The following is a 24,048-nucleotide window of genomic DNA, read 5'->3' on the forward strand; positions in this document are numbered from 1 at the left end:
GGCTGCGGTTATGATCGGGTGTCTATCCTGTCTACTCCGTCTACTCTGTCTACTTAAAAGAGAGAGGAATACTTAGTCTAAGAGGGAATGATGCTAGACACCGTTGTTGCTGCGTTGGCGAACGTAACTGCCGTTGATGAAATAGAAGTGCCTGCGGCTGCGTCGTCGCTGGACTTCCTTCGCGCGGTTTATGCCGATCCGAACCAACCGATTTCTCGGCGCATTCGCTGCGCAGTCGCCGCGTTGCCGTTTGAACATCCGAAGCTGGCGGTCACTGCCGTGGTCAGCGGTGAAGGCTTTGCTGCGAAGCTGGAGGAAGCCCGCGTGCGGGCCGCCACGGCAGTTGCGCTTCGAGGCGATCCGCCAATCAATTCGTTGAACGTCGAACGTTGAACTTGAGTCTCTTGGTCCGCTAAAGAGCGCACTTAACCTCTTGCACGGCTCCTGGAGCAATCGATCCGCGCCATTCACATTTCGGCTTCTTTGGCCTCGTTGCGTTGACAACGGACTCGCCGGGCATGACCTTGTATATCCCAGCTTCCGTTGCGGGACACACTTCGCCGTTAACGGTAACGTTATAATCGCGTGGGGGAGCAGGGTTCACAAGCAGCCTGATGGTGGAATATTTTTCGAGGATAACCGTCGTACGCTCCACTGTTCTAAAGGACTGGAGGTAGCCAGCCTTGCTGCTTCCCGGCTCAGCAGCAATACGCACATCGGCATTTGCGGACGCGATCCAGCCCGATTTGCCTCCCGATTCATACCGTAGGTCACCAGCGACCATGCCTCTAGAGAGAGCGGTCGTTTCATGTACGTTAAATCCTGCTTGCGCAGCGCCTTCCAAGAATTTGGCTGCAGATATGCGGCGGAAGTCATCCGCAACTGGCGCTGTCAAGTAGACGCCCAATTGATCCAGCGCGGGATCAAAAAAGAAATCAACCCGCTTACCGTTCTCAATTTTTGGGGGAGCTGGCAGTTTCTTTGGATCAATCGATGGTGGGCGCGGCGGGTGCTGCGCTGTTTCCTGTAATCTTGGTTCATCACTTCTCGCTTCCGGGCTGCCGAGTGCTGACAGGAAGGCTAGCGCGACGAGCGTCGGAGCTACTGATTTCACGATTCACCTCCTTGCGCGGGCTTCGAAGCAGTTAGCGCCGCGCTGACTACCAAAAAAGCTAGAAAGCCGAGCCCGGCTAGGAAGAAGCCAAAATGAGCCATAAACCGATATTGCAACCTGGGCTCCTCCACGAGAGCTAGGCAATCATTGATCCAAAGCTCTGCGATTCGCATCCTCCACAAGACCGCGTAGAGCGCCGATTCAAGAAAACACACCGTCGCCAACAAGATCGACGCTCTAATGGGCGTTGTTAGCGTCAATCCCGACTTGAAACCTAGCAAGATCGCGGCGCCCAAACCCACGAGTGTCGTCGAGAGTTTAATTCCAACATCTGCAACGGCGTCGAGAGCCTTAATCGCTTCTTGGTGTTGAGTAGTTGCAGCGCCTTCTGTTGGAACACAAACCTTAAACGCAGAGCCGCTTTGAGCCCACCCGAAAATGCCAGCCGAGACCAGTGCTGCAGCACCAATCGCGAACCACAGCAGGCCTTTATTGACAGTCATATTGCCACCCCGTTTAACGAAGCCGACCGATAGTAGTGTGACTAACCCCAAACGTCCTCGCGATATCAGTCAAAGCCTCCCCAGCCTCCCGCCGCGCAAGCGCCTCGAGCCGCTGATCTCTATTCAGCGCGGCAGGCCTCCCCATATGCACCCCACGTGCCTGCGCTCGCTTTCGGCCTTCGCTGGTGCGGGCCTTGATCAGCTCTCGTTCGAACTCCGCCAGTCCGCCCAACACCGTCAACATAAGCCGCCCGTGGGGCGTCGTGGTATCCGCCCAGGTATCGGCTAGGCTCTTGAAGCCTGCGCCCGCCTTACCGATCGCATCCAACACATTGAGCAAGTCGCGCGTAGACCGAGCCAGCCGATCCAGCCTCGTAACTAGCAGGACATCACCCGGGATTAGTGCCGCCAGCGCCTTCGCCAAGGCTTTGCGGTCGCCTACGCTCGCGCCACTGATCTTCTCGGAAAATACCTTGACCGCGCCAGCTTCGGCCAATTGGGCTTCCTGTACGGCCAGCGTCTGCCCTTCAGTGCTTACTCTCGCGTAGCCGTAGACCGTCATCGCAGCACTCCACTTTCGTGCAAGACTTACGCACAGTGTAACGCATTGACGAATCAACCTCAACGAGATTGAGCGAAAGTCCTAACTTTCGTGCAGGGCGATCACCATCTAGCTTATGCACATCGAACGGAGAGAAGCATGCCGAAGGGAAAACTCACAGCTGAAGGCGAAGTCATCGCGGCCTATGGCGCGGCGATGGTCGCGGCATTCCAAGTGCTCATCAACTGCCTTGAGGAGAGCGACGCATTGCAACCGGGACAGTTTCCCGACGCGCTTGGCGTCTACATGGAAATGGTGAAGAGCCGGAAGGGTGGCGTGAATGACATGACGCTCGCAGTGCTTCACGACATTCGAGCGGCTACTCTGGATTAGCTTGCCACGGGGCGGGGCCAAAATTCGTCGGCGCGCATTCGTCCATAGGTGCTTTCGGCACGAGGCAGAAATTTCCAAAATGGGGGTCGCGGTTTTGATCGGCGACGCGGCCGAGCGTTCAGCTAAACGTTCGCGAGTTATTCCAATCAGTGACCTGTCTCGCTTCTGCGAGTGTCGCCTACTCCGTAATGCGCCGCAACCTAACGGCGATCAGTGCCAACTTAGGACTCCAAAAGGTTGTAAAAGTATGGCATGCAGCAAAGCGAGTGCTCAATTCCGGGCGCTCGCAAAGCGAGATACTGCATCATGGCGAAAGTCGCTCCGTTTTATTCGAAGAAGCCCAATACGAAGAACGTCTATCACGACAACGATAAGTGCACGGAAGGCAACAATATCGAGAGGCAATATTTGGCCTCTGGCACGGATGGTCGGCCCAAGTGCGAACACTGCCAACGTTTGAGTTAGTACCTTTATTCTCTGACCGTGGTGTGGAAGGCCAAACCCCACCACGGTCCTTCTGGTTGCCCCGTCCGAAATCCTGTACACTTGTTGAACGCGCAGAACCAGAAGCCCGTATTCCATTGCCGCCGCAAAAGTGCGGTACCCGGCCCAAGCCCGCCATCGTCGGATCGGGGCCCCGCCCGCGCTCGCAAGGCTCGAACGTCTCGATACCGCCCGCCTCAGTTGACAGTCTTCGTTGGTCGGGCTCCGCACCCCGCCGTCGTTACCGGGATAGCTCAACCCTGTAGCCGGAGAGCGCAAGATCTTCCCGAAGTTGCATTTCGCATTTTAGTTGGCCTTCGTACTTGCGTTCTATCTCTTTCATGGTGGCCTGCGCCGCAGATGGCATTTGCGCGTAACCGAGGTCTTTGAATTGCGCATAGACCTGCTTCTCTTCGTCGGTTCTCTTGTCGCACTGTGCGTCGACCCAATCTTTCAAATCAGTGATGAAGCCATCGAAATCAGCATCGAATTCTTCTTCCGTGATCCGATATGCCTGTTCAGGCGAGACCGAAAACATCAGGTCCGCATACTTTGGCGGAACTCCCATTTGGCCAAGATAGGCCTCAACGGCTTTCCTAGTACTCGCGACCGCGTCCATCGCTTGACCGTTGCTTAATCTGATTAGGTCATCCTTCGAGAGAAACGGCCGATGGATGCTTAGATTGGGTGGCCCGATGAAAACGGTCTCTCGATGTATCCCGGCAACAAAGATGAAAAAGCACGCACTGGCACAAATGTAATTCTGAGGGTTCTTCAATCCGTGACGCGTAATCACTTTGTCTCTAATATTGCTTCTCGTCTCGTTAGTCGGAACGGCTGTTGAGAGCTTCATGCGCCGAACGAGACGACCTATCTTCATAGCCTCGGCAAGATCCCCGCCCGGCGACGCTAATAATAAGTCCGCGTTACTGCTGTAGGGATTTAGTAGGGCCGACCGCAGCTTTTCGTAATCGCCGGCGACAATCGGCCCCTCTAACACCAAGTCGCCTGCGGCTGATGGTCTGATTTCAGCGCCCTCTGCACCAGCAGTGACGCATGCGCCTAACAAGGCGGCACCGGCCGCCATGTGCCGCAAGCCTCGAAATGTGAGCATCGCCCCCTCCCGCCACAGGCTCCCTAGGATCGAACGGATTTTGGTTTTGTTCAATATATCGAGGTGCACATATTGAACAAGCGGGGTCCATTCTGGCAATGGACCTTCGGGACATATTGGCCGCCAATCTCCGCCGTCTGCGCGCCGAAAAAGGGCTTGCGCAGGACGATCTCGCCTATGAGGCTAAGGTCAGCCGGAGCTACCTGAGCCAGCTTGAAAAGGGGGCGTTCTACGCTAGTCTGAGAATATTGGAGAAGCTAGCGAAAGCGCTTTCGGTCGAACCATATGAACTGATCACGCCCGTACCCCGAAAGCGGCGCTGACATAGCGAGACGGAAATTGAGCGTGCAGTCAATTAACTTGGACGGACTGAAGGCGCAACTCCAGCTGTTGACCGAGAAATATCGCTATCTCGACCTACCCGTCGACCAAACGAGACATGAACTCCTTGCCACTGCTGAAGAGCCCTTAAAAACGGAGCTTCGACAGACCTTCGACCGATTAGAAGAGCTCGCTAGAACCCCGTATGTCCTTTACGGAGCAGTAATGGGTTTTGTGCCCGAAGGCACGCTTCTACATTGGCTCCACTTCTTAGTCGTATCAGGGAAGGTGGCCTCATCCGATGAAGCAGTAGATCGACTGTTGCAGTTCTACTCAAGCAAAGTGCTTGTCACTGACGTCTACGTAGTCTTGGCTGGCCTCGACGCAATTAGCTTTGGTACTCAAATTGAACAGGCAGGGTTCACAATTGGCCGCGTAGTCGAAAATGGTTATGTCGATGGAAGGCTTATGTCGTACAAATGTACGGCTGGAGATATCTTCATAAAGAAGCGCTGCAATCTGTCCATCGGATTTGGAGCAGACGCGAACATTGATGGCCTACAGCAGCCCCACATTGTGCACGCCGCGATCCTGGGGCCCCTTCGCAGTCAGCTTCAATTGCTCGAAGCTAACTGCCGCAGCGCAATTCGACCGTTTGCGTATCACCTGCGTTTTGATCCTTTGACAACGCCCTTGGCTCAATCCTTCAACAAGATGATGGAGATCGATTCTAGTCGTCCATTTATTCGGGGAGAAAGACCCTGCATAACAGGAGGCGACATTGCCTTACTCTGGGACAAGTACGCCGCTTTACCAACCAGTACGAAAGATCAGCTCAGCGTTCCGCTGCGATGGATTAGTAGGAGCCTGCGAGCCGAAGAACCAATTGATGCTATGGTTGCCGTAGGAACGGCGTTGGAGGCCCTTTTCCTATGAGCTTGTCTGGATAGTCGCTGTTCAAATCTGGTCGGGTCTGATTCAACATTGGGCGATGAGCAAGTATTTTCGGCCTTGGAACATCGATCAGACGCTGCTTCTGCCGCCGAATGTGCAGGACTTCGTGCCGAAAGGCCATGTCTCGCGGTTTATGGTTGATCTGGTGCGGGAGAGCCTCGATCTCAGGGAGATCATGGGCAGCTATGTGAGCGGGCTTGGGCAGCCGCCGTTTGATCCGCGGATGATGGTGGCGCTGCTGCTGCATAGCTATGCGAGTGGGCTGTATTCGTCGCGTCGGATTGCCAAGGCCTGCCGGGAGCGGAACGATTTTGTGATGATCGTGGCGCTGGATGCGCCGGATTTTCGGACGATCAGCGACTTTCGCAAGCGACATTTGAAGGCGCTCGGCGCGCTATTCGTGCAGGTTCTGAAGTTGTGCGAGACGGCCGGGCTGGTCAAGCTCGGTCATGTCGCGCTGGATGGTACGAAGATCAAGGCGAACGCGTCGAAACACAAGGCGATGAGTTATGAGCGCATGAAGAAGCGCGAGGCGGAATTGAAGGCCGAGGTCGCTCGCATGCTGGCGGCCGCCGAGGCGGCGGATGCCTCGGAGGATGATACTTTCGGCAACAGCGACGAACTGCCGGACTGGACCGTCGACAAGCAGAAACGGCTGGCGAAGATCCAGCAAGCGATGGCGGCGCTGGAAGCGGACGCCAAACTGGCGGCGGAGGAAGAGCGCCGCATCGAGGCCGAAAAGGAACAGCAGCGCCAGGCCGAAGGCCGCAAGAAGCCGGGCAAACCGGCGGCGCTGCCATCGGAGGAACCCAATCCCAAGGCGCAACGCAACTTCACCGATCCGGAAAGCCGCATCATGAAGTCGAAGGATGGCTTCGTTCAGGCCTATAATGCCCAGGCGGCCGTCGATGCACATGCCCAGATCATTGTCGCGCAAGAACTGACCCAGCACGGCAGCGATCAGGGCCAGTTGGTGCCCCTGATCGAGGCCATCGAGAGCAATCTTGGCCGCAAGCCGCGGCAGGCCTCAGCGGATTCCGGCTACTGCAGCGAAGCCAATCTCGAAGCGCTCGACACACGCAGCATCGATGGCTATGTCGCGCCCGGACGCGCCAAGCACCCGACAGTAGCGAACGGAAAAGTCGGCGGCCCGCTGACACAGGCCATGCGAAAGAAGATCGACGATGGCGGCTTCGAAACACCCTACCGATTGCGAAAGCAAGTGGTGGAGCCGGTGTTCGGGCAGATCAAACAGGCAAGAGGCTTCCGCCAGTTCCTGTTGCGGGGCATCGAGAAAGTGCGCGCCGAGTGGACAATGATCTGCACCGTCCATAACCTCCTCAAGCTGTTCAACCTCGCAAACGCAGCCTGAGCCTGCTACTCTACAACAAATGCCCGTCACGAAAACATATCTGGACGGGCTCCTAGATAAGGACATTCAGGACCAACTTTCATATCGTCTCGCTCTTAACGGCTGCCTCTGGTTGGAAGACGATCCGTCAAAGCGGCTGCCGACATTCAAGGCGATCCGTGAAGCATATGCGGCTAGATCAAAATCCGTGCATGGGGTGGCCGCCCAATTGGATGATGACGATGTTGCTGCTAGGGGCCGTGAGCTTGCCGTACGTGCTGTACTCTTGGCATTAAAGAGAGATCGTCTGCCACAAAATTGGAATGCTTGGATACTTGAGCGGTTTCCTCCGCACATTCTCGGAAGCGAGTAGTCCATTCAACATCGTGCATAGACTTTCCGAAATTTGTGACCCGTGTAGGTCAACACGAGGTTTGTCGCCGAGCTACGGGCATGCAGCTAAATCTTTTCCGAAAAAGTAGCGTCGGCTCACCGAGCGCAACTGTTTGTTGACAAGCCCGACAGCATTTCGATCGAGCGTTTGATTCATGGCGGGCTTGGCTAGCGCGAGGGTCGGTTTGATTGGCACAAACTGGTACACAGGCCAGTCCGGCACAAGGAATTCACCGCTTGATGCGTGCACAACGCCCCATTCAGCGAAACGGTTCTCACGAAGATAGCGCATGACAAGCGCTCGAATCCGCAGACCGTTAAGAACGCGATTCGGAATTTGTAATCCTCTTGCGAAAGCATACCCCGTTTTCTCAAGCCGTTCCTCTTTCTCCTTTGACAATGCGACGCCGGGCAAAAGCCCATGCATTAGCAAGCCATCTCCCGGTTGTTCACGAATCTCTGATCGCGCCAACCAAAGCGCATAGAAAGAGCTAATGGTATGCGTCTGCTCGCGGTCGAAGCCTAACGCCTGATCGTCTATTATCGACTCGGCCAAGCGTTGAAAGCGGTCTTCAATTCTTTTCGTGAAGCCGGCTTCGGTGCCATGATCCCATGCTCTCCTTGTACAGAAGATAGGATCAGTTGGCTTTGCTCGTCGGGTTGAGCCAGCGCTTTGCGCATGCAGTTGAACCCTGCCATCGGGGCCCGCGAACCTTGCTATGCTCTTCGATGGAAACGTGTGCTGCTCAACAGAAAGTCTATAGGGATTCCCCTTCTGAGGCTTCTCAAACTTGGACATCACTGGTTCTCAAACGAAGGGGCCCCAGCAAACCATCTTCGGGAGATTGCGCAAGTAGCCTCACGGAATCTTGCCTTGGATGGCCGCAACCGCCGCGCTTCCCTGCTGAAGAACCTCGTTGATGAGGGTTTCAAAAGCAGCTGTCGTGTCGCAATGGCACCCGATGTAACCCGCTTTCACTAAATCGACTAAACCTGCTTCCCGCATGTACTGTCCATCTAGCGCTTCGTACGATATGCGAAGCCCACCGCCAGGGCCAACAGAGGGATGGGCTCTTATCTCTTCGAAGTGATCAATTGGCATCGTAATCGCGGGACTGTCGATTTTTCCTTCGCGCTTGACGAAGCGCATATAGAATGCTTCCGGATTAAGCCTGTAGCCAGCGTTCAAAGGGGAGCAGGCCTGCCTAAACAGGTCCATTCTCTTGATTTCTTTGTCTAGCTGCTTGTCAGGCTTGTAAATCCAGTCATCGTCCCTCGTGCGTTCGAGCATTTTGTATTGGACGAGCACGAGGTTTCGCATTTTCAGATTCAAATAGAGTAGGTCCACTCCGAAGAGGGCTTCGAGAGGCCGCTTGTTGGCCGTATAGACGCGAAGGCGATCTCCGCCACCCTCAAATTCGGCATATCCAGTCACATCGCTCTTGATAAGCCTCATTCCGGGAATGCTTCGAGCATCGTGTTCGACAATGTTATCCTCAAGGAGTCGAATTGCTCCCAAGCTTGTACCGAATTCATCAGGTATCACTGCTTGGGTTGGATTAGGCTTTGCATGCCCGAAGAACTTTAGCGCAAGCTCGACTGCATCCTGCTGAAGTGCAAAACCGTCTCTGAAGGTCTTTGGGCCCAACTGGCGGGCAAGAAATTTCAGCGCGTCTTGGTTTTCTTGTCATTCGGCCTGCAATATTGACCCCCTAAGCCGGGGGATCGGCGTCCAAAATTGACCCCCTACAGATTGATCTGTTGCGCTGCCTGCTTTGGAACGAAGCAGGTGGTGGGGGATGCTGATCGTGGAGACAATTGCCCGGATCCGGCGCGAGCACTTCATCAAGGGCAAGACGATCAAGGAGATCGCCCGTGACCTGAAGGTGTCGCGGAACACGGTCCGGAAGGTGCTGAGGTCGGGAGAGACCTCCTTCGAGTACGAGCGGCAGGTGCAGCCGCGGCCAAAGCTGGGACGATGGGCAGTAGAGCTTGACGGATTGCTGGCGGCGAACGCGGCCAAATCGGCTCGTGAACAGCTGACGTTGATCCGGATCTTCGAAGAGCTGCGCGGCCGCGGCTACGACGGCGGTTACGATGCCGTGCGGCGTTACGCCAGGCGGTGGAGCAAAGAACGCGGGCAATCGACCGCGGCGGCTTATGTCCCGCTGAGCTTTGCCCCAGGCGAAGCCTACCAGTTCGACTGGAGCCACGAGGTGGTCTTGCTGAGCGGGACCACGGTGATGGTGAAGGCCGCCCATGTCCGGCTCTGTCACAGCCGCATGCTGTTCGTGCGGGCCTATCCGCGGGAGACGCAGGAGATGGTGTTCGACGCCCACGACCGGGCGTTCGCTCTGTTCAAAGGCACCTGCACCCGCGGCATCTACGACAACATGAAGACCGCCGTAGAGACGATCTTCGTCGGTAAAGGGCGTCTCTACAATCGCCGCTTCCTGCAGATGTGCAGCCACTATCTGGTCGATCCGGTCGCCTGCACGCCGGCGTCGGGCTGGGAGAAGGGGCAGGTCGAGAACCAGGTCGGGCTGGTCCGGGAGCGCTTCTTCACGCCGCGGCTGCGGTTCAAAAACCTCGACGAGTTAAACGCCTGGCTGCTCGACAAATGCATCGCCTACGCCAAGGCTCATCGCCACCCGGAGCTGGTCGATCAGACGATCTGGGAAGTGTTCGAAGCCGAGCGTCCCAAGCTCGTTCCCTATGCCGGCCGCTTCGACGGCTTCCATGCGGTGACGGCATCGGTCTCGAAGACCTGCCTGGTGCGCTTCGACAACAACAAGTACTCGGTCGCAGCCAGCGCAGTCGGACGGCCGGTCGAAGTCCAGGCTTATGCCGACCGCATCGTGATCCGTCAGGATGGACGCATCGTTGCCGAGCACCCGCGATCCTTTGGCCGCGGCGAGACGACCTATGATCCCTGGCACTATGTGCCGGTGCTGGCTCGCAAACCCGGTGCCTTGCGCAACGGCGCTCCCTTCAAAGACTGGGTGCTGCCGGCCGCGATCGAGCGGATCCGGCGCAAGCTTGCCAGCACCGACGATGGCAATCGGCAGATGGTCGACATCCTCACCGCGGTGCTGACTGACGGTCTGTCCGCGGTGGAAGCGGCCTGTGCCGAAGCGCTCGGTCATGGCGTCCATTCCGCCGATGTCGTGCTCAACATCCTGGCCCGTCAACGTGAACCCGCCCCACCGGCCAACATCATGACGCCGGCCGCACTGACGCTCCGTCATGCACCGATCGCCGATTGTGCCCGCTACGACAACCTCCGGAGGACCATCTGATGGAACGAACCCAAATCTTCGACCTCATGGGCGAGCTCAAGCTCTACGGCATGAAGGCTGCCTTCGACGAGATCATGGCAACTGCCGTCAAGCGCCAGCACGAACCTCAGCGCATTGTCGGCGACCTGCTTAACGCCGAGATCAACGAGAAGCAGGCCCGCTCGATCAAATACCAGCTGACCATTGCCAAGCTGCCGCTTGCCAAGGACATCGCCGACTTCCAGTTCGACGGCACGCCGATCAATCAGACTCTCGTCAATGATCTCGCCAGCGGCGGCTTCATCGCCCAGCAACGCAATGTCGTGCTGGTTGGCGGCACCGGCACAGGCAAGACCCACCTGGCCATTGCCATCGCCAGAAGCTGCATCCGATCCGGTGCCCGCGGCCGCTTCTTCAACGTAGTCGACCTCGTCAATCGCCTCGAGACCGAGACCCGCAACGGACGGCAAGGACGGCTCGCCGAGCATCTGACCCGGATGGACTTCATCGTGCTGGATGAACTCGGCTATTTGCCCTTCGCCCAGTCCGGTGGCCAGCTCCTCTTCCACCTCGTCAGCCGGCTCTATGAGCGCGCCTCCGTCATCGTGACGACCAATCTCGCCTTCGGCGAATGGCCGAGCGTGTTCGGCGACGCCAAAATGACCACAGCGCTGCTCGACCGATTGACCCATCACTGCGACATTGTCGAGACCGGCAACGATAGCTGGCGGTTCAAGAGCCGAGACGACGATCACGCCACCCGCGCTCGTCTCGCCTCCGCTATCCCGGCCAGCTCCGACGAGACGAGCGCTACCAGCAAAGCCCGCCGCACGAAGGGGTCAAAATTGGACGCCGATGAGGGGTCAAATTTGCAGGCCGATTGACAGTTTTCTTCCTGATTCCACAGTGCGGTAACGAGCGCAGTACTGACTACTGGGGATAGGCGAGTAATCGTCGCGTGCTTACTTGTCAGCAAACCGAATGCCCTGCGAAGTGAATCTGGTTCGAGCAAATCGGCTAGACCGCTAACGCTGGACGGCCGCAACTTTATGGTAGAGGAGATTGCGATCCTTGAGTCGAGGGTAGTGACCCCTTGCTTAGACCGCAAAATGCCCGCATAGGCGCGATCTTCGTTGGGTAGGTCGGGAAACATCAAGACGATGCTTCGATTCTTTAGGCCCTCGAAATGACTGTGCGGTCTAGCAACCGTGAAGTCAGAGAGGCCTCGCCTAGCTGAGGAAAGATTGTGCCAATCACTCTTCGGTAGGTGAAGTATTGAAAGCCGGGCCTTCTTCGCCGATTGAAGTAGAATTTTCAGTAATTTGTCAGACAAGAACATTCCCCCAGATTGTGTGCGAGCTAACTCTACACAATAAGGTAGAATGCGTGATCATGTCCCGAGATTGCGTTGTATCCGGCAAGTGGCCCGAGCGGGACCGTTGGGCGCTCTGGGAAATGCTCGACGCCCTGTCCCTTCAGCAGGGAGCCGATCTGCGACGAATACCTTGCGGCGTTCTGGCGGAATTGCGTTGCCGTGTAAGCATCACGCAACAGCGAGGTAGCTATACGGTAGCTACGGCGGATCGGCATTTGGAGCTATTGGTGCTAAGCGCTTGATTTGATTGGCGCGCCCGGAACGATTCGAACGTCCGACCCTCAGATTCGTAGTCTGATGCTCTATCCAGCTGAGCTACGGGCGCATTTTCGCGGCAGGGCTTGAAGCCCAGACGGCTCCGAGAGGCCCGGAACGTCGCGAAAGAGCGCTCTAGCTACAGGCTCCCGGTCCGGTTGGCAAGGTCTGGAAACGCCAATTTCGGCGCGGTTTTGGCCCGCGCCTCCGGCATACCGGGACGCCGTTTACGCCCGTGCCCGCTCGCTGCGGACCGAGAGCAGTTCCACCGGACGATCCGGGATCGAGATCCGGAAGGTGGCGCCGATGGTGCCCTCGACCAGATGGATGTGGCCGCCATGGGCGCGGATCAGCTCGGCGGCAATCGCGAGGCCAAGCCCGCTGCCGCCGGGGCGGCCGGAGGTCTGGAACGCCTCGAACAGGTGCTCCCGCGCCTTGGCTGGCACGCCGGGGCCGGTGTCGGAGACCTCGATGATCGCAACCGTCCCCTCGCGGCGGCCGGTGATGCGGATCTGCTGGGCGCCGCCGTCGCTGGCGGTGCGGCTCTCCAGCGCCTGTGTCGCATTGCGCACCAGATTGAGCAGCACGCGGAACAGCTGGTCCGGATCGGCGTCGATGGTGAGCCCGCGCTCGATCGCGCTGATCCAGGTGATCGAGACATCGGTCGCAAGCCCGGCCGACTCGCGCACCTCGGCAACCGCCGGTTCGACCATGATGACGCGGCGGTCGGGTGCCGCCTCCTGCGCGCGGCCGTAGGACAAGGTCGACTGGCAGAACGCGATGGCGCGCTCGAGCGAGCGCAGCAATTTCGGCGCGAAGCGCTGCACCCGCGGATCGGGCACGCTGGCAAGCTGGTCCGACAGCAGCTGTGACGACGCCAAGAGGTTGCGCAGATCGTGATTGATCTTGGAGACGGCGAGCCCGAGCGCGGCGAGCCGGCTCTTCTGATGCAGCATCGAGACGAGGTCGCGCTGCATGTCCGACAGCTCACGCTCCGCAACGCCGATCTCGTCGCCGCGCTGGCTTGGCACGATGATTCGCGCCGCACTCTCCGGATTCTCGTGGAAGCCGACCAGGCTCGCGGTCAGCCGCCGCATCGGGCGGACGAACAGATAATGCAGCGCCAGATAGACCAGGCCGGCGGTGAGGCCGGCAATCAGGAGGGCGACGACCAGCACGTTGCGCGAGAAGCGGTACATCGCCTGCCGCAGCGGCTTCTCGTCGATCACCACCTCGATGAACTGCGCCTGGCCCGGCGCGGCGCCGACCACGCGGATGGTCTGGTCGCCGTGTTCCAGCATGATCTCGAAGGCATCGACGATCGCCGACCACACCGTCATGGTCCGCATGTCGACGTCATGGTCGATCGCGGCCGGCAAATCGGCGCTGGCCAGCAGGCGGCGCTGCTGCCCGAGCTTGATGGCGACGGCGCGGGCACCGATGCTGGTCAGGATCTGCCGCGCCAGCGAATCCGGCACAAGGCCGGAGGGGGCGGCGTCCAGCACCAGCGCCGCGGTATTGGCGGCAGCCAGGCGGTCATTGAGCCGGTTCATCCGGAAGTTGGCGATCGCCGGCACGTAGATCAGGAGCCCGGCGATCATCACCAGGGGGATCGTCAGCAGCAACAGCTTGCCCGACAGCCCGAGCCGCCGAAGGGACGGCTTGGGCCGCTGCTTCTGCGCGGGCGCCTGATCGTCAGTTAGAGCCACAAGATAAGGCCTTGCTTGGCTTAGGGGTCGGAAGATGCCGCCCGGCCCCCAAGCCGGTCAAATTACGGATCGCTAATGTCGGCGGTTCCTAGAGCATTTTCGGTTCTGATTGAATCAGAACCGAAGCTCTAGCTTCTTGTTTTGACGCGTTTTCTTCACGCGAACCGGTGCCCAGTTCGCTCGAAAACGCTCTAGAGCGCCCGATAGCGCCCTTCACCGTCAAAAACCCCGCGAAAACAGATATATTCGCCCTAATTGCGACGTTTCGAAGAAGCCCGTTTGCGACGCCCTGTGACATTGACGAAAACAAGACGCTCCCTTATAAGCCGCGCCAACTGTCCGCGATGGCCCGGTTCTTGACCCGGGGGCGGCTCGTTCGGGGCCGTAAACGGCGCGTTTGAGCCCGCCAGCATCACCGGACTTCATCTCAATACAACGGCAAATTGCCCGGTCAGCGGAGAATTACCCGTGAAGCGGACTTATCAACCCAGCAAACTGGTGCGCAAGCGCCGTCACGGCTTCCGCGCCCGTCTCGCCACGGCCGGCGGCCGCAAGGTCCTCGCTGCGCGCCGCGCGCGTGGCCGCAAGCGTCTGAGCGCCTGAGCCCGGACGTCTCCACTCCGGAGATACCCATTATGGATCGGCTGAGGCAGCGGGCGGATTTCCTCGCCGTTGCCAATGGCGCGCGGGCGAATACCGCAGCTTTTGTGCTGCAGGGCCGCCGCCGCGACGATCAGGGCCCGATCCGCGTCGGCTATACCGTCACCAAAAAGAATGGCACCGCGACCGAGCGCAACCGCATCCGCCGCCGGCTTCGCGAAGTGATTAGACGGGTCGATGCCATATACATGCGGCCGCACCATGATTATGTGCTAGTCGGCCGTCGTGACGCGCTGACCCGCGACCTTGCGACCATGCTTGACGACCTGCGGTCGGCGCTGCGCCGCCTCGACCGGCCTGCGCCAAAGGCGGGTAACACAAGCGCGCCCAATCCGAACGGAATGACGAGACCATAAGAGATGTCCGACAACCGCAACACGATCCTTGCCGTCATTCTGTCCGGCTTCGTCCTGATCGCCTGGCAATATTTCTACAATGTGCCGCAGATGGAGAAGCAGCGCGAGGTCCAGCGGCAGGCCGAGGTGCAGAAGCCAGCGGCGCAGCCGGCGACTCCGGGTGCCACTCCTGGCGCCGCTCCGGGGACTTCTGCGTCGCCGGCGCCGGGCGCGCCTGCCGCCGACGCCCCGGTGGCGAGCCGCGAGACGGTGCTCGCTTCCGGCCCGCGCATCAAGATCGACACGCCGCGCGTCACCGGCAGCATCGCGTTGAAGGGCGCCCGGATCGACGACCTGGCGCTGGTCCAGTTCCGCGAGACGGTCGACCCCAAATCGCCGGCTGTCGTGCTGCTGTCGCCGTCGGGCACGGCCGAGCCTTACTACGCCGAGTTCCTGTGGCTGACCGCCAACGGCTCGTCGGTGAAGACCCCGAACGGCGAAACCGTCTGGCAGCAGGAAGGCTCGAACAGCCTGTCGCCGACGAGCCCGGTGACGCTGAAATACGATAACGGCCAGGGGCTGATCTTCCGCCGCACCATCGCGATCGACGAGCGCTACCTCTTCACCATCAAGGACGAGGTCAACAATCTCGGCAGTGCGCCGGTCACGCTGTATCCGTTTGGGTTGATCTCGCGCGGCGGCAAGCCGCCGGTCTCCGGCTACGCGATCCTACACGAAGGCCCGATCGGCTATCTCGGCGAACACGGTCTGCAGGAATACACCTACAAGAATCTCGACGAGAGCAAGACCTCGACCGGCGGAAACTCGCGCGGCGTCGTGTTCTCGAAGGTCACCAACGGCTGGCTCGGCATCACCGACAAATACTGGGCCACGGCGCTGCTGCCCGAGACCGACGCAACGCTCGAAACCGCAAGGTTCACCACGGGCGACAAGCGCTACCAGGCCGACTACATGCTCGGCGGGCAAACCATCCCGATCGGCGGCACCGCCGTCGCCAGTGGGCGGTTGTTCGCCGGCGCAAAGGAGGCCGCTGTCGTCGGCCTCAACTTCCCGCTGGTCGGCTTCGGCGGCTACAACAAGCAGCTCGGCCTCAACCATTTCGATCTGCTGATCGACTGGGGCCACTTCTACTTCATCACCAAGCCGATGTTCCTGGCGCTCGACTGGTTCTATCGCCTGGTCGGCAATTTCGGCATCGCGATCCTGCTGGTGACGGTGATCGTGAAGCTGCTGTTCTTCCCGCTCGCCAACAAGTCCTACGCCTCGATGGCGAAGATGAAGTCGGTGCAGCCGCAGCTGGCCGCGCTCAAGGAACGCTATCCTGACGACCGCGTGAAGCAGCAGCAGGAGATGATGGAGATCTACAAGAAGGAGAAGATCAATCCGATCGCCGGCTGTCTTCCCGTCGTTGTCCAGATCCCGGTGTTCTTCTCGCTCTACAAGGTGCTGTTCATCACCATCGAAATGCGGCACGCGCCGTTCTTCGGCTGGATCAAGGACCTCTCGGCGCCCGATCCGACCAACCTGTTCACGCTGTTCGGGCTGATTCCGTTCGATCCGATCGCGCTGCTCGGACCGCATATCGGAGCCTATCTGGTGATGGGCATCTGGCCGATCATCATGGGCATCACGATGTGGGTCCAGATGAAGCTCAACCCGGCGCCGCCGGATCCGACCCAGAAAATGATCTTCGACTGGATGCCGCTGATCTTCACCTTCATGCTGGCGGGCTTCCCGGCGGGTCTCGTGATCTACTGGGCCTGGAACAACCTGCTGTCGGTGCTGCAGCAGAGCTTCATCATGCGCAAGAACGGCGTAAAAGTAGAGTTGTTCGACAATCTCAAATCCACGTTTCAAAAAAAAAGCGTGACGACTGAGACCAAGAAAGCGACGTAGCTTCCGGCAACAACGCTTCATCGCCACGTCATGCCCGGCCTCGTGCCGGGCATCGACGTATTGGAGGGCGGCAGGACGTTGACCTGGATGGCCGGGTCGTCTTACGCCAAAGACACGCCTTGGGCCTTTGCCTGGCCACCACGAGATGGGATCCTTCGCATGAGCACCGAACCCGATGCGGAGCTGATCGAGCAGGGACGAAAGCTGTTCGCCGGCGACTGGCGATTCATCTGGGCCTCACCCTCGATCGAGACGCTGCCGCCGATGGCCGGCCTCGAGGTCGCCTTTGCCGGCCGCTCCAATGTCGGCAAATCGAGCCTGATCAACGCGCTGACCGGCCGCAATGCGCTAGCTCGCACCTCGCACACGCCGGGCCGCACCCAGGAACTGATCTTCTTCGAGGGCCCGGAAAACGCGGACTTTCGTCTCGTCGACATGCCCGGTTACGGCTACGCCTCGGCGCCGAAGACCAAGGTGGCGTCATGGACGGCGCTGATTCACAAGTTCCTGCTCGGGCGCGCGACGCTGGCGCGGGTCTATGTGCTGATCGACGCGCGCCACGGCATCAAGTTCGTCGATCTCGACGTGCTGAAGACGCTGGATAAGTCCGCGGTCAGCTATCAGGTCGTGCTGACCAAGGCCGACCAGGTCAAGGCAGGCGAACTGAAGACCGTGATCGCCGACACGTCAGCGACGCTGGCAAAGCATCCCGCCGCGTTCCCCGAACTGCTGGTGACCTCGTCGCGGACCGGCGACGGCATGCCGGAGTTACGCGCCGCGATGGTGCGCCTGATCGAGGAACGGCGGCGATGAACGGCCTATCCCGCCTTCTGATCTGCGTTGCCGCCGTCATGGGCGCCTGCGGCGTGATGCTGGCGGCGGGCGCAGCCCATTTGCCTGATGCTACGCGGCTGGCGGCGGCGTCCTCGATGCTGCTATTCCATGCACCCGCCGCCATCGCGACCATTGCCGTTGCGGACCGCGCGGTCATCCATGCGAAGTTCGGAATTGCGGCAGCGGCCGGTTTCGTCATCGCGGCGTCGTTGTTCGCCGGCGACCTCGTGCTGCGCCAATATGCCGGCCATGGATTGTTTCCAATGGCTGCCCCGACAGGCGGAACGCTGCTGATCCTGAGCTGGCTGGCGCTGGCGGTCGCTGCGATGTGGCCGAAGCGTTGATCACTGCCTTCCTTCTCCCCTTGTGGGAGAAGGTGGCGCGGATGCAATCCGCGCCGGATGAGGGGTCTCTATCCGCGGAGACAGACCCCTCACCCGTCTCAATCGCGCGTTGCGCGATTGATCCACCCTCTCGCACAGGGGGAGAGGGTTTGAAGACCACTTTGCGCCCCGCCCGCCAATCAGATAGAACCCTGCGCGCCCCTCCGCTGACGACGAGACCAGTCCCATGACCGACCAGCACATCAGCCCGCTCGATCAGGCCCGCATCCTGTCCGAGGCGCTGCCGCACATGCAGGAATATGACGAGGAAACCATCGTCATCAAGTATGGCGGCCATGCCATGGGCGCCGAGGACACCGCCAAGGCGTTCGCGCGCGACATCGTGCTGCTGGAGCAGACCGCGATCAATCCGGTGGTCGTGCATGGCGGTGGGCCGCAGATCGCGACCATGCTGAAGCGCCTCGGCATCCAGTCGGAATTCGCCGCCGGCCTGCGCATCACCGACGCCGCGACCATCGAGATCGTCGAGATGGTGCTGGCTGGCTCGGTCAACAAGCAGATCGTCGGTTACATCAATGAGGCCGGCGGCAAGGCCGTGGGCCTCTCCGGCAAGGACGGCAACATGGTGAAGGCGTCGAAGACGACGCGCACCATGGTCGATCCGGATTCCAACATCGAGAAGGCGGTCGATCTCGGCTTCGTCGGCGACCCCGAAAAGGTCGACCTCACGCTGCTCAATCAGCTGATCGGCTATGAGCTGATCCCGGTGCTGGCGCCGCTGGCGACCTCGCAGGACGGTCAGACGCTGAACATCAACGCCGACACCTTTGCCGGCGCGATCGCGGGCGCGCTGAAGGCCAAGCGCCTGCTGCTGCTGACCGACGTGCCCGGCGTGCTCGACAAGTCCAAGAAACTGATCCCGGACCTCTCGATCAAGGAAGCCCGCAAGCTGATCGCCGACGGCACGATCTCCGGCGGCATGATCCCGAAGGTCGAGACCTGCATCTATGCGCTCGAACAGGGCGTGCAGGGCGTCGTGATCATCGACGGCAAGACGCAGCACGCGGTGCTGCTCGAGCTCTTCACCAACCAGGGCACCGGCACGCTGATCCATAAGTAATGGCAGACGCGGCAGCGCGACCAGAGCGTTTTCGAGCGAAGTGGATACCGGTTCGCGTCAAGAAAACGCGTCAAGGCAAAGATCCAGAGCCCCGCTCCGATTCCATCGGAACGGAAAAGGCTCTGAAGGCCGTCATCGCGGGACTTGTGGCGAGGATGCCTCGCCGGTCGCCGGCGACGCGGCTCGCGATGTCGCTGCCGGCCGCGCTGGTATCAATCCTGTTCTCGGCGGCGCCGGCGCATGCCGACCTCAAGCTCTGCAACCGCATGAGCTATGTGATCGAGGCCGCGATCGGCATCGACGACAAGGCGGCGACAGCGACACGCGGCTGGTTCCGCATCGATCCCGCCACCTGCCGGGTGGTGGTGCAGGGCACGCTGACCGCCGACCGCGTGCTGCTCAATGCGCGCGCGCTCGGCGTCTACGGCGCCTCGCCGATCCCGCAGAACGGCACCGACACGCTCTGCGTCGCGCAGGACAATTTCGTGATCGCCGCCGCACGCCAATGCCGCTCCGGCCAGACGCCGGCGCAATTTACCCAGATCACGCCGACGCAGACCGATGACGGCAATCTCGTCGCCTATCTCGCCGAGGACAGCGAATATGACGACGAGCAGGCGCGGCTCGCCGGCATCCAGCGCCTGCTGGTGATCGCGGGCTACGACGCGGCGCCGATCGATGGCGTCGACGGGCCGAAGACCCAGAGCGCGCTGTCGGCGTTCCTGAGGAGTCGCGGGCTCGCCAGCGACATCGTGCAGTCGCCGAACTTCTTCGCCACCATGATCGATGCCGTGCAGAAGCCGTCGGCGTCGGGGCTGACCTGGTGCAACGACACCCAGTACAAGGTGATGGCCGCAGTTGCGACCGATGACGGCAAGGTGGTGACCAGCCGCGGCTGGTATCGGATCGACCCCGGCAAGTGCCTGCATCCCGACGTCACGGGCATGCCGAAGCAGATCTACTCGTTCGCCGAAGCGGTCGACAGCGACAACCGCGCCATCCGCATCAAGGACAAGCCGCTGAACTGGGGCGGCGCGGTGCAGCTCTGCACCCGCGAGAGCAAATTCGAGATCAACGAGCAGGGCGACTGCACCACCCGCGGCCTCGCCGCGCTTGTCTTCACCACCGTCGACATGACCAGCGGCGGCAAGACGCTGCGCTTTGCGATGCCGTGATGCGCGGGACGAGAGATTGAGCAAACCATGAAAACTCCCCGCAGCTTCGGCCATGTCGAGACCTGGGTGTTCGACCTCGACAACACGCTGTACCCGCATCACGTCAATCTGTGGCAGCAGGTCGATGCGCGGATCGGCGAATTCGTCAGCAACTGGCTGAAGGTGACGCCAGAGGACGCGCGGCGGATCCAGAAGGACTATTATCTGCGCTACGGCACCACGATGCGCGGCATGATGACCGAGCACGGCGTGCAGGCCGACGACTACCTCGCCTATGTGCACAAGATCGATCATTCCCCGCTGCAGCCCAATCCGGCGATGGGGGCTGCGATCGCCAAACTGCCCGGGCGCAAGCTGATCCTGACCAACGGCTCGGTCGACCATGTCGATGCGGTGCTGGACCGGCTCGGCATCACCAACCATTTCGACGGTGTGTTCGACATCATCGCCGCCGATCTCGAGCCGAAACCGGCGCCGCAGACCTATCAGAAGTTCCTCAGGCTACACGACGTCGATCCAGTAAAAGCTGCGATGTTCGAGGACCTCGCGCGCAATTTGGTGGTGCCGCATGAGCTCGGCATGACCACCGTGTTGGTGGTGCCCGACGGCAGCCAGGAGGTGGTGCGCGAGACCTGGGAGCTCGAAGGCCGCGACGCCGCGCATGTCGACCATGTCACGGATGATTTGACCGGGTTCTTGCAGCGGCTGAACGGAAAGCCCTGATCTCTCCACACGTCGTCCCGGCGAAGGCCGGGACCCATTACCATCAGTCTCTGTATGGCTACGCGCTGTGGCCCCATCGTGCTGCACCGCTGGCATTCGTGGTAATGGGTCCCGGCTTGCGCCGGGACGACGTTGAGTTTGCCTTGACTCTCCTGCCCCAAATTCCGAAAAAGCCCTGCAAAACTCCCGTCATGATCCCCGATACGCCCAAGGATTGTCCCGATGTCGCTGGCCGCCCTCGAAACCACCGTCAACGCCGCGTTCGACGCCCGCGAAGGCATTTCGACCTCGACCAAGGGCGAGGTCCGCGAGGCCGTCGATCACGCGCTGGAACTGCTCGACAAGGGCGAGACTCGCGTTGCCGAGCGCGAGGCCGGCGGCAAGTGGAAGGTCAATCAGTGGCTGAAGAAGGCGGTGCTGCTCTCGTTCCGCCTCAACGACATGGGCCAGATCGCGGGCGGCCCGGGCAAGGCCTCGTGGTGGGACAAGGTGCCCTCGAAGTTCGAGGGCTGGGGCGAGAACCGCTTCCGCGACGCCGGCTTCCGCGCCGTGCCGGGTGCGATCGTGCGCCGCTCGGCCTTCATCGCCCGCAACGTCGTGCTGATGCCCTCCTTCGTCAATCTCGGCGCCTATGTCGATGAAGCCACCATGATCGACACCTGGTCGACGGTCGGCTCCTGCGCCCAGATCGGCAAGCGCGTGCACATCTCCGGCGGCGTCGGCATCGGCGGCGTGCTCGAGCCGCTGCAGGCCGAGCCCGTGATCGTCGAGGACGACTGCTTCATCGGCGCGCGCAGCGAGGTCGCCGAGGGCGTGATCGTGCGCAAGGGCGCGGTGCTCGCGATGGGCGTGTTCCTGGGCGCCTCCACCAAGATCGTCGACCGCGAGACCGGCGAGATCTTCGTCGGCGAGGTCCCGGAATATGCCGTCGTGGTGCCCGGCACCATGCCGGCCAAGCCGCTGAAGAACGGCCAGCCCGGCCCCGCGGTCGCCTGCGCCGTGATCGTCAAGCGCGTCGACGAGCGCACCCGCGCCAAGACCAGCATCAACGAGCTGCTGCGGGACTGAGAAGCGCTGCGCTAAATTCCTCATCCCGTCACCCTGAGGAGCGCGAAGCGCGTCTCGAAGGGCGACGGCCCGGCTCTCGGCCGTTCACCCTTCGAGGCTCGCTCCGCTCGCACCTCAGGATGACGGGTCCAACGGAGGATCGAACCAATTTCCATCCGACGTCGACAAAACTCCGGGCCGCGATAAATTGCCGCCGCCCGGAGTTTTTTCATGGACTGGGCCAATTACCTGTTCGGCTTCAAGGGCCGCGTCAACCGGGCCAAATTCTGGCTCGCGGGGCTGATCATCGTCTGCTGGATGATGTTCTTCGCCCTGCTGGTGGTCTCGGCCGGCCTTGGCGGCAAGGATGGGTTTGGCTTCAATGTCGACGACATCTTCCGGGCGTTCGACCCGGACAGCTACAAGTCGCTGACCTCTGCCGGATTGCCGGCGCTGCTGGTCAAGGCCAGCGGCACGGCGCTGTTCGTCTGGGTCTATATCGCGGTCTCGATCAAGCGCCTGCACGACCGCGACAAGAGCGGCTGGTGGATGATTCCGTTCTTTGCGATCCCCGGTCTCATGAGTCAATTCTCGGGCCGGCTTCCCGGCGAGTCTTATTTGATGATGGCCGCGGGCCTGATCGTCTTCGTGCTCTATATCTGGGGCTTCATCGAGCTCGCCTTCCTGCGGGGCACGTCATACCCAAATCGATACGGTCCCAATCCGCTGGGAAAAACCCATGAGAGGCGAGGAGGCGACCGCGGCAGTGGGGCGCGCTCCGGGCGGGGCTGGGATCAGCAGAGCGAGCTCGATATCGTGCCTCACAAAGCTGGTCCACCCGCGGTGTGACGTGTTAAGCGAGACGCATGAATGATGCCGTCTCGATCACCCGCGATCTCGTTCGCTGCCCCTCCGTCACCCCGGCCGACGCCGGCGCGCTCGGCGTTCTCGAAAGCCTGCTGAAGGCGGCAGGCTTCGACGTCCATCGCGTGACGTTCTCCGAGCCCGGCACCGCCGATGTCGACAATCTCTACGCCCGCATCGGCAGCTCGGCGCCGCATATCACTTTTGCCGGGCACACCGACGTGGTGCCGCCCGGCGATGAAGCGGCATGGACGATCGGCGCATTCTCCGGCGAGGTGAAGGACGGCTATCTCTACGGCCGCGGCGCCGTCGACATGAAGGGCGGCATCGCCTGCAGCGTCGCCGCGGTGCTGCAATATCTGCAGGACCATGGCGGCAAGCCACAAGACAACGGCAACGGCTCGATCTCCTTCCTGATCACCGGCGACGAGGAAGACGTCTCGATCAACGGCACCGTCAAGCTGTTGAAGTGGTGTGCCGAGCGCGGCGAAAAATTCGATCATTGCGTGCTCGGCGAACCCTCCAATGTCGAGGTGCTCGGCGACATGATCAAGATCGGCCGGCGCGGCTCACAGTCAGGCACGCTGGTGGTCGATGGCGTGCAGGGCCACGTCGCCTATCCGCACCGCGCCTCGAATCCGGTGCCGGATATCTCGCGGCTGATCGTGGCGCTGAGCGACGAGCCGCTCGATCACGGCAGCGCGCAATTCCAGGCCAGCAACCTCGAATTCACCACGGTCGATGTCGGCAACACCGCCGGCAATGTGATCCCCGGCCAGGCACGGGCGAAATTCAACATCCGCTTTAATGACAACCACACCCAGGAGAGCCTGCGGCAGCTGGTCGATGAACGGCTGGCAAAAGCCTGCGGCAATCGCATCCGCGCCCACATCGACTGGATGCCGTCGAACTCGAACGTGTTCCTCACCAAGCCGGGGCCGTTCACCGACCTCGCCGTCGCTGCGATCGAGGAGGTCACCGGCCGCAAGCCGGAGCTCTCCACCTCGGGTGGGACCTCGGATGCACGCTTCATCTCCAGCTATTGCCCGGTGATCGAATTCGGCCTGGTCGGCCAGACCATGCATCAGATCGACGAGCGCACGCCGGTGGCCGATCTGGAGAAGCTGACGCGGATATATCGGGGCGTGTTGGACAGGTATTTTGCGTGATCCGGCCGCTCGGCTGGACAAAAAACATCGAAAACAACCCCATGCACAGTAGGGATTGGGGCCACTAGTACCCAGA

The 24,048-nt window shown here is 60.6% G+C and carries 24 protein-coding genes, 1 tRNA gene and 1 pseudogene; 18 read left to right on the forward strand and 8 right to left on the reverse strand.

Going from position 1 to position 24,048, the window contains the following annotated elements; translation table 11 throughout:
- Positions 1–90: 90 nt before the first annotated feature.
- Complete coding sequence (locus HAP54_RS09655) at positions 91–393, forward strand: hypothetical protein (protein ID WP_166299586.1); 303 nt, start codon at positions 91–93, stop codon at positions 391–393.
- A 19-nt stretch (positions 394–412) separates the two neighbouring features.
- Here the strand turns inward: HAP54_RS09655 and HAP54_RS09660 are convergent, their stop codons facing one another.
- Genes HAP54_RS09660 through HAP54_RS09670 form a run of 3 tightly spaced genes read right to left on the reverse strand, consistent with a single transcriptional unit; the run spans position 413 to position 2,179 of the window.
- On the reverse strand, positions 413–1,114 hold the full coding sequence (locus tag HAP54_RS09660; protein WP_166299588.1) for a hypothetical protein: 702 nt from the start codon (positions 1,112–1,114) through the stop codon (positions 413–415).
- Positions 1,111–1,617 carry a hypothetical protein gene (locus tag HAP54_RS09665; protein WP_166299590.1) on the reverse strand — a complete coding sequence of 169 codons (507 nt, stop codon included), beginning with the start codon at positions 1,615–1,617 and terminating at the stop codon, positions 1,111–1,113. The genes HAP54_RS09660 and HAP54_RS09665 overlap by 4 nt, the downstream gene beginning before the upstream one ends.
- Before the next feature lie 13 nt (positions 1,618–1,630).
- A complete protein-coding gene (locus HAP54_RS09670; RefSeq protein ID WP_166299592.1) occupies positions 1,631–2,179 on the reverse strand; it encodes a recombinase family protein in 549 nt (182 codons plus the stop codon).
- A gap of 138 nt (positions 2,180–2,317) precedes the next feature.
- Here HAP54_RS09670 and HAP54_RS09675 point away from each other — a divergent pair, with 138 nt between their 5' ends.
- Positions 2,318–2,551, forward strand: a complete 234-nt coding sequence (locus tag HAP54_RS09675; RefSeq protein ID WP_166299594.1) for a hypothetical protein — start codon at positions 2,318–2,320, stop codon at positions 2,549–2,551.
- A gap of 724 nt (positions 2,552–3,275) precedes the next feature.
- Here HAP54_RS09675 and HAP54_RS09680 read toward each other — a convergent pair.
- Positions 3,276–4,148 carry a hypothetical protein gene (locus tag HAP54_RS09680; protein ID WP_166299596.1) on the reverse strand — a complete coding sequence of 291 codons (873 nt, stop codon included), beginning with the start codon at positions 4,146–4,148 and terminating at the stop codon, positions 3,276–3,278.
- A 98-nt stretch (positions 4,149–4,246) separates the two neighbouring features.
- Between HAP54_RS09680 and HAP54_RS09685 the strand changes: the two genes are divergently transcribed.
- Genes HAP54_RS09685 through HAP54_RS09695 form a run of 3 tightly spaced genes read left to right on the forward strand, consistent with a single transcriptional unit; the run spans position 4,247 to position 6,795 of the window.
- Entirely contained in the window at positions 4,247–4,471 is a 225-nt protein-coding gene (locus tag HAP54_RS09685) for a helix-turn-helix domain-containing protein (protein WP_166299598.1), read from the forward strand.
- A 37-nt stretch (positions 4,472–4,508) separates the two neighbouring features.
- On the forward strand, positions 4,509–5,405 hold the full coding sequence (locus HAP54_RS09690) for a hypothetical protein (RefSeq protein ID WP_176422261.1): 897 nt from the start codon (positions 4,509–4,511) through the stop codon (positions 5,403–5,405).
- A 55-nt stretch (positions 5,406–5,460) separates the two neighbouring features.
- Positions 5,461–6,795: an IS1182 family transposase gene (locus HAP54_RS09695; RefSeq protein WP_166296518.1), complete on the forward strand. Its 1,335-nt coding sequence runs from the start codon at positions 5,461–5,463 to the stop codon at positions 6,793–6,795.
- Positions 6,796–7,219: 424 nt separating this feature from the next.
- Here HAP54_RS09695 and HAP54_RS09700 read toward each other — a convergent pair whose 3' ends face one another.
- Together HAP54_RS09700 and HAP54_RS09705 are read right to left on the reverse strand one after the other, a co-directional pair.
- The gene (locus tag HAP54_RS09700) at positions 7,220–7,966 is read right to left on the reverse strand and encodes a hypothetical protein (protein WP_166299602.1); all 747 of its coding nucleotides are present in this window, start codon (positions 7,964–7,966) and stop codon (positions 7,220–7,222) included.
- A 60-nt stretch (positions 7,967–8,026) separates the two neighbouring features.
- Positions 8,027–8,623, reverse strand: a complete 597-nt coding sequence (locus tag HAP54_RS09705; RefSeq protein WP_248114248.1) for a hypothetical protein — start codon at positions 8,621–8,623, stop codon at positions 8,027–8,029.
- A 343-nt stretch (positions 8,624–8,966) separates the two neighbouring features.
- Here HAP54_RS09705 and istA point away from each other — a divergent pair.
- Both istA and istB read left to right on the forward strand, forming a co-directional pair.
- Positions 8,967–10,457 (forward strand): annotated as a pseudogene (gene istA / locus HAP54_RS09710) (IS21 family transposase); the annotation flags it as partial.
- 8 nt (positions 10,458–10,465) lie between these two features.
- Positions 10,466–11,329: an IS21-like element helper ATPase IstB gene (gene istB / locus HAP54_RS09715; RefSeq protein WP_166294386.1), complete on the forward strand. Its 864-nt coding sequence runs from the start codon at positions 10,466–10,468 to the stop codon at positions 11,327–11,329.
- A 739-nt stretch (positions 11,330–12,068) separates the two neighbouring features.
- Here istB and HAP54_RS09720 read toward each other — a convergent pair.
- Positions 12,069–12,145, reverse strand: a tRNA-Arg gene (locus tag HAP54_RS09720).
- Between the two features lie 157 nt (positions 12,146–12,302).
- Positions 12,303–13,784, reverse strand: coding sequence for an ATP-binding protein (locus tag HAP54_RS09725; protein WP_166299606.1), 1,482 nt, complete (start codon positions 13,782–13,784; stop codon positions 12,303–12,305).
- A 468-nt stretch (positions 13,785–14,252) separates the two neighbouring features.
- On the opposite strand from HAP54_RS09725, the gene rpmH reads away from it, so the two are divergent.
- The 11 genes from rpmH to dapE all read left to right on the forward strand — a co-directional run bounded on the left by rpmH (position 14,253) and on the right by dapE (position 23,972).
- Positions 14,253–14,387 carry a 50S ribosomal protein L34 gene (gene rpmH / locus HAP54_RS09730; protein ID WP_008542748.1) on the forward strand — a complete coding sequence of 45 codons (135 nt, stop codon included), beginning with the start codon at positions 14,253–14,255 and terminating at the stop codon, positions 14,385–14,387.
- Positions 14,388–14,419: 32 nt separating this feature from the next.
- Positions 14,420–14,800 carry a ribonuclease P protein component gene (gene rnpA / locus HAP54_RS09735; protein ID WP_166299608.1) on the forward strand — a complete coding sequence of 127 codons (381 nt, stop codon included), beginning with the start codon at positions 14,420–14,422 and terminating at the stop codon, positions 14,798–14,800.
- Positions 14,801–14,803: 3 nt separating this feature from the next.
- Entirely contained in the window at positions 14,804–16,696 is a 1,893-nt protein-coding gene (gene yidC, locus HAP54_RS09740; protein ID WP_166299610.1) for a membrane protein insertase YidC, read from the forward strand.
- 159 nt (positions 16,697–16,855) lie between these two features.
- The gene (yihA, locus tag HAP54_RS09745; protein ID WP_166299612.1) at positions 16,856–17,509 is read left to right on the forward strand and encodes a ribosome biogenesis GTP-binding protein YihA/YsxC; all 654 of its coding nucleotides are present in this window, start codon (positions 16,856–16,858) and stop codon (positions 17,507–17,509) included.
- Complete coding sequence (locus HAP54_RS09750; RefSeq protein WP_166299614.1) at positions 17,506–17,874, forward strand: DUF423 domain-containing protein; 369 nt, start codon at positions 17,506–17,508, stop codon at positions 17,872–17,874. The genes yihA and HAP54_RS09750 overlap by 4 nt, the downstream gene beginning before the upstream one ends.
- Before the next feature lie 226 nt (positions 17,875–18,100).
- Positions 18,101–18,994, forward strand: a complete 894-nt coding sequence (gene argB, locus HAP54_RS09755) for an acetylglutamate kinase (RefSeq protein ID WP_029083632.1) — start codon at positions 18,101–18,103, stop codon at positions 18,992–18,994.
- A 188-nt stretch (positions 18,995–19,182) separates the two neighbouring features.
- Positions 19,183–20,169, forward strand: a complete 987-nt coding sequence (locus HAP54_RS09760; protein WP_166307631.1) for a DUF1036 domain-containing protein — start codon at positions 19,183–19,185, stop codon at positions 20,167–20,169.
- Between the two features lie 27 nt (positions 20,170–20,196).
- Complete coding sequence (locus tag HAP54_RS09765) at positions 20,197–20,892, forward strand: pyrimidine 5'-nucleotidase (RefSeq protein ID WP_166299616.1); 696 nt, start codon at positions 20,197–20,199, stop codon at positions 20,890–20,892.
- Positions 20,893–21,114: 222 nt separating this feature from the next.
- Positions 21,115–21,960 carry a 2,3,4,5-tetrahydropyridine-2,6-dicarboxylate N-succinyltransferase gene (gene dapD, locus HAP54_RS09770; RefSeq protein ID WP_166299618.1) on the forward strand — a complete coding sequence of 282 codons (846 nt, stop codon included), beginning with the start codon at positions 21,115–21,117 and terminating at the stop codon, positions 21,958–21,960.
- A gap of 210 nt (positions 21,961–22,170) precedes the next feature.
- On the forward strand, positions 22,171–22,788 hold the full coding sequence (locus HAP54_RS09775; RefSeq protein ID WP_166299620.1) for a DUF805 domain-containing protein: 618 nt from the start codon (positions 22,171–22,173) through the stop codon (positions 22,786–22,788).
- Between the two features lie 17 nt (positions 22,789–22,805).
- Positions 22,806–23,972 carry a succinyl-diaminopimelate desuccinylase gene (gene dapE / locus HAP54_RS09780; protein WP_166299621.1) on the forward strand — a complete coding sequence of 389 codons (1,167 nt, stop codon included), beginning with the start codon at positions 22,806–22,808 and terminating at the stop codon, positions 23,970–23,972.
- The last annotated feature ends 76 nt before the right edge of the window (positions 23,973–24,048 follow it).

Source organism: Bradyrhizobium sp. 2S1, assembly GCF_011516625.5.
In the GTDB taxonomy this organism is placed as follows: Bacteria; Pseudomonadota; Alphaproteobacteria; order Rhizobiales; family Xanthobacteraceae; genus Bradyrhizobium; species Bradyrhizobium septentrionale.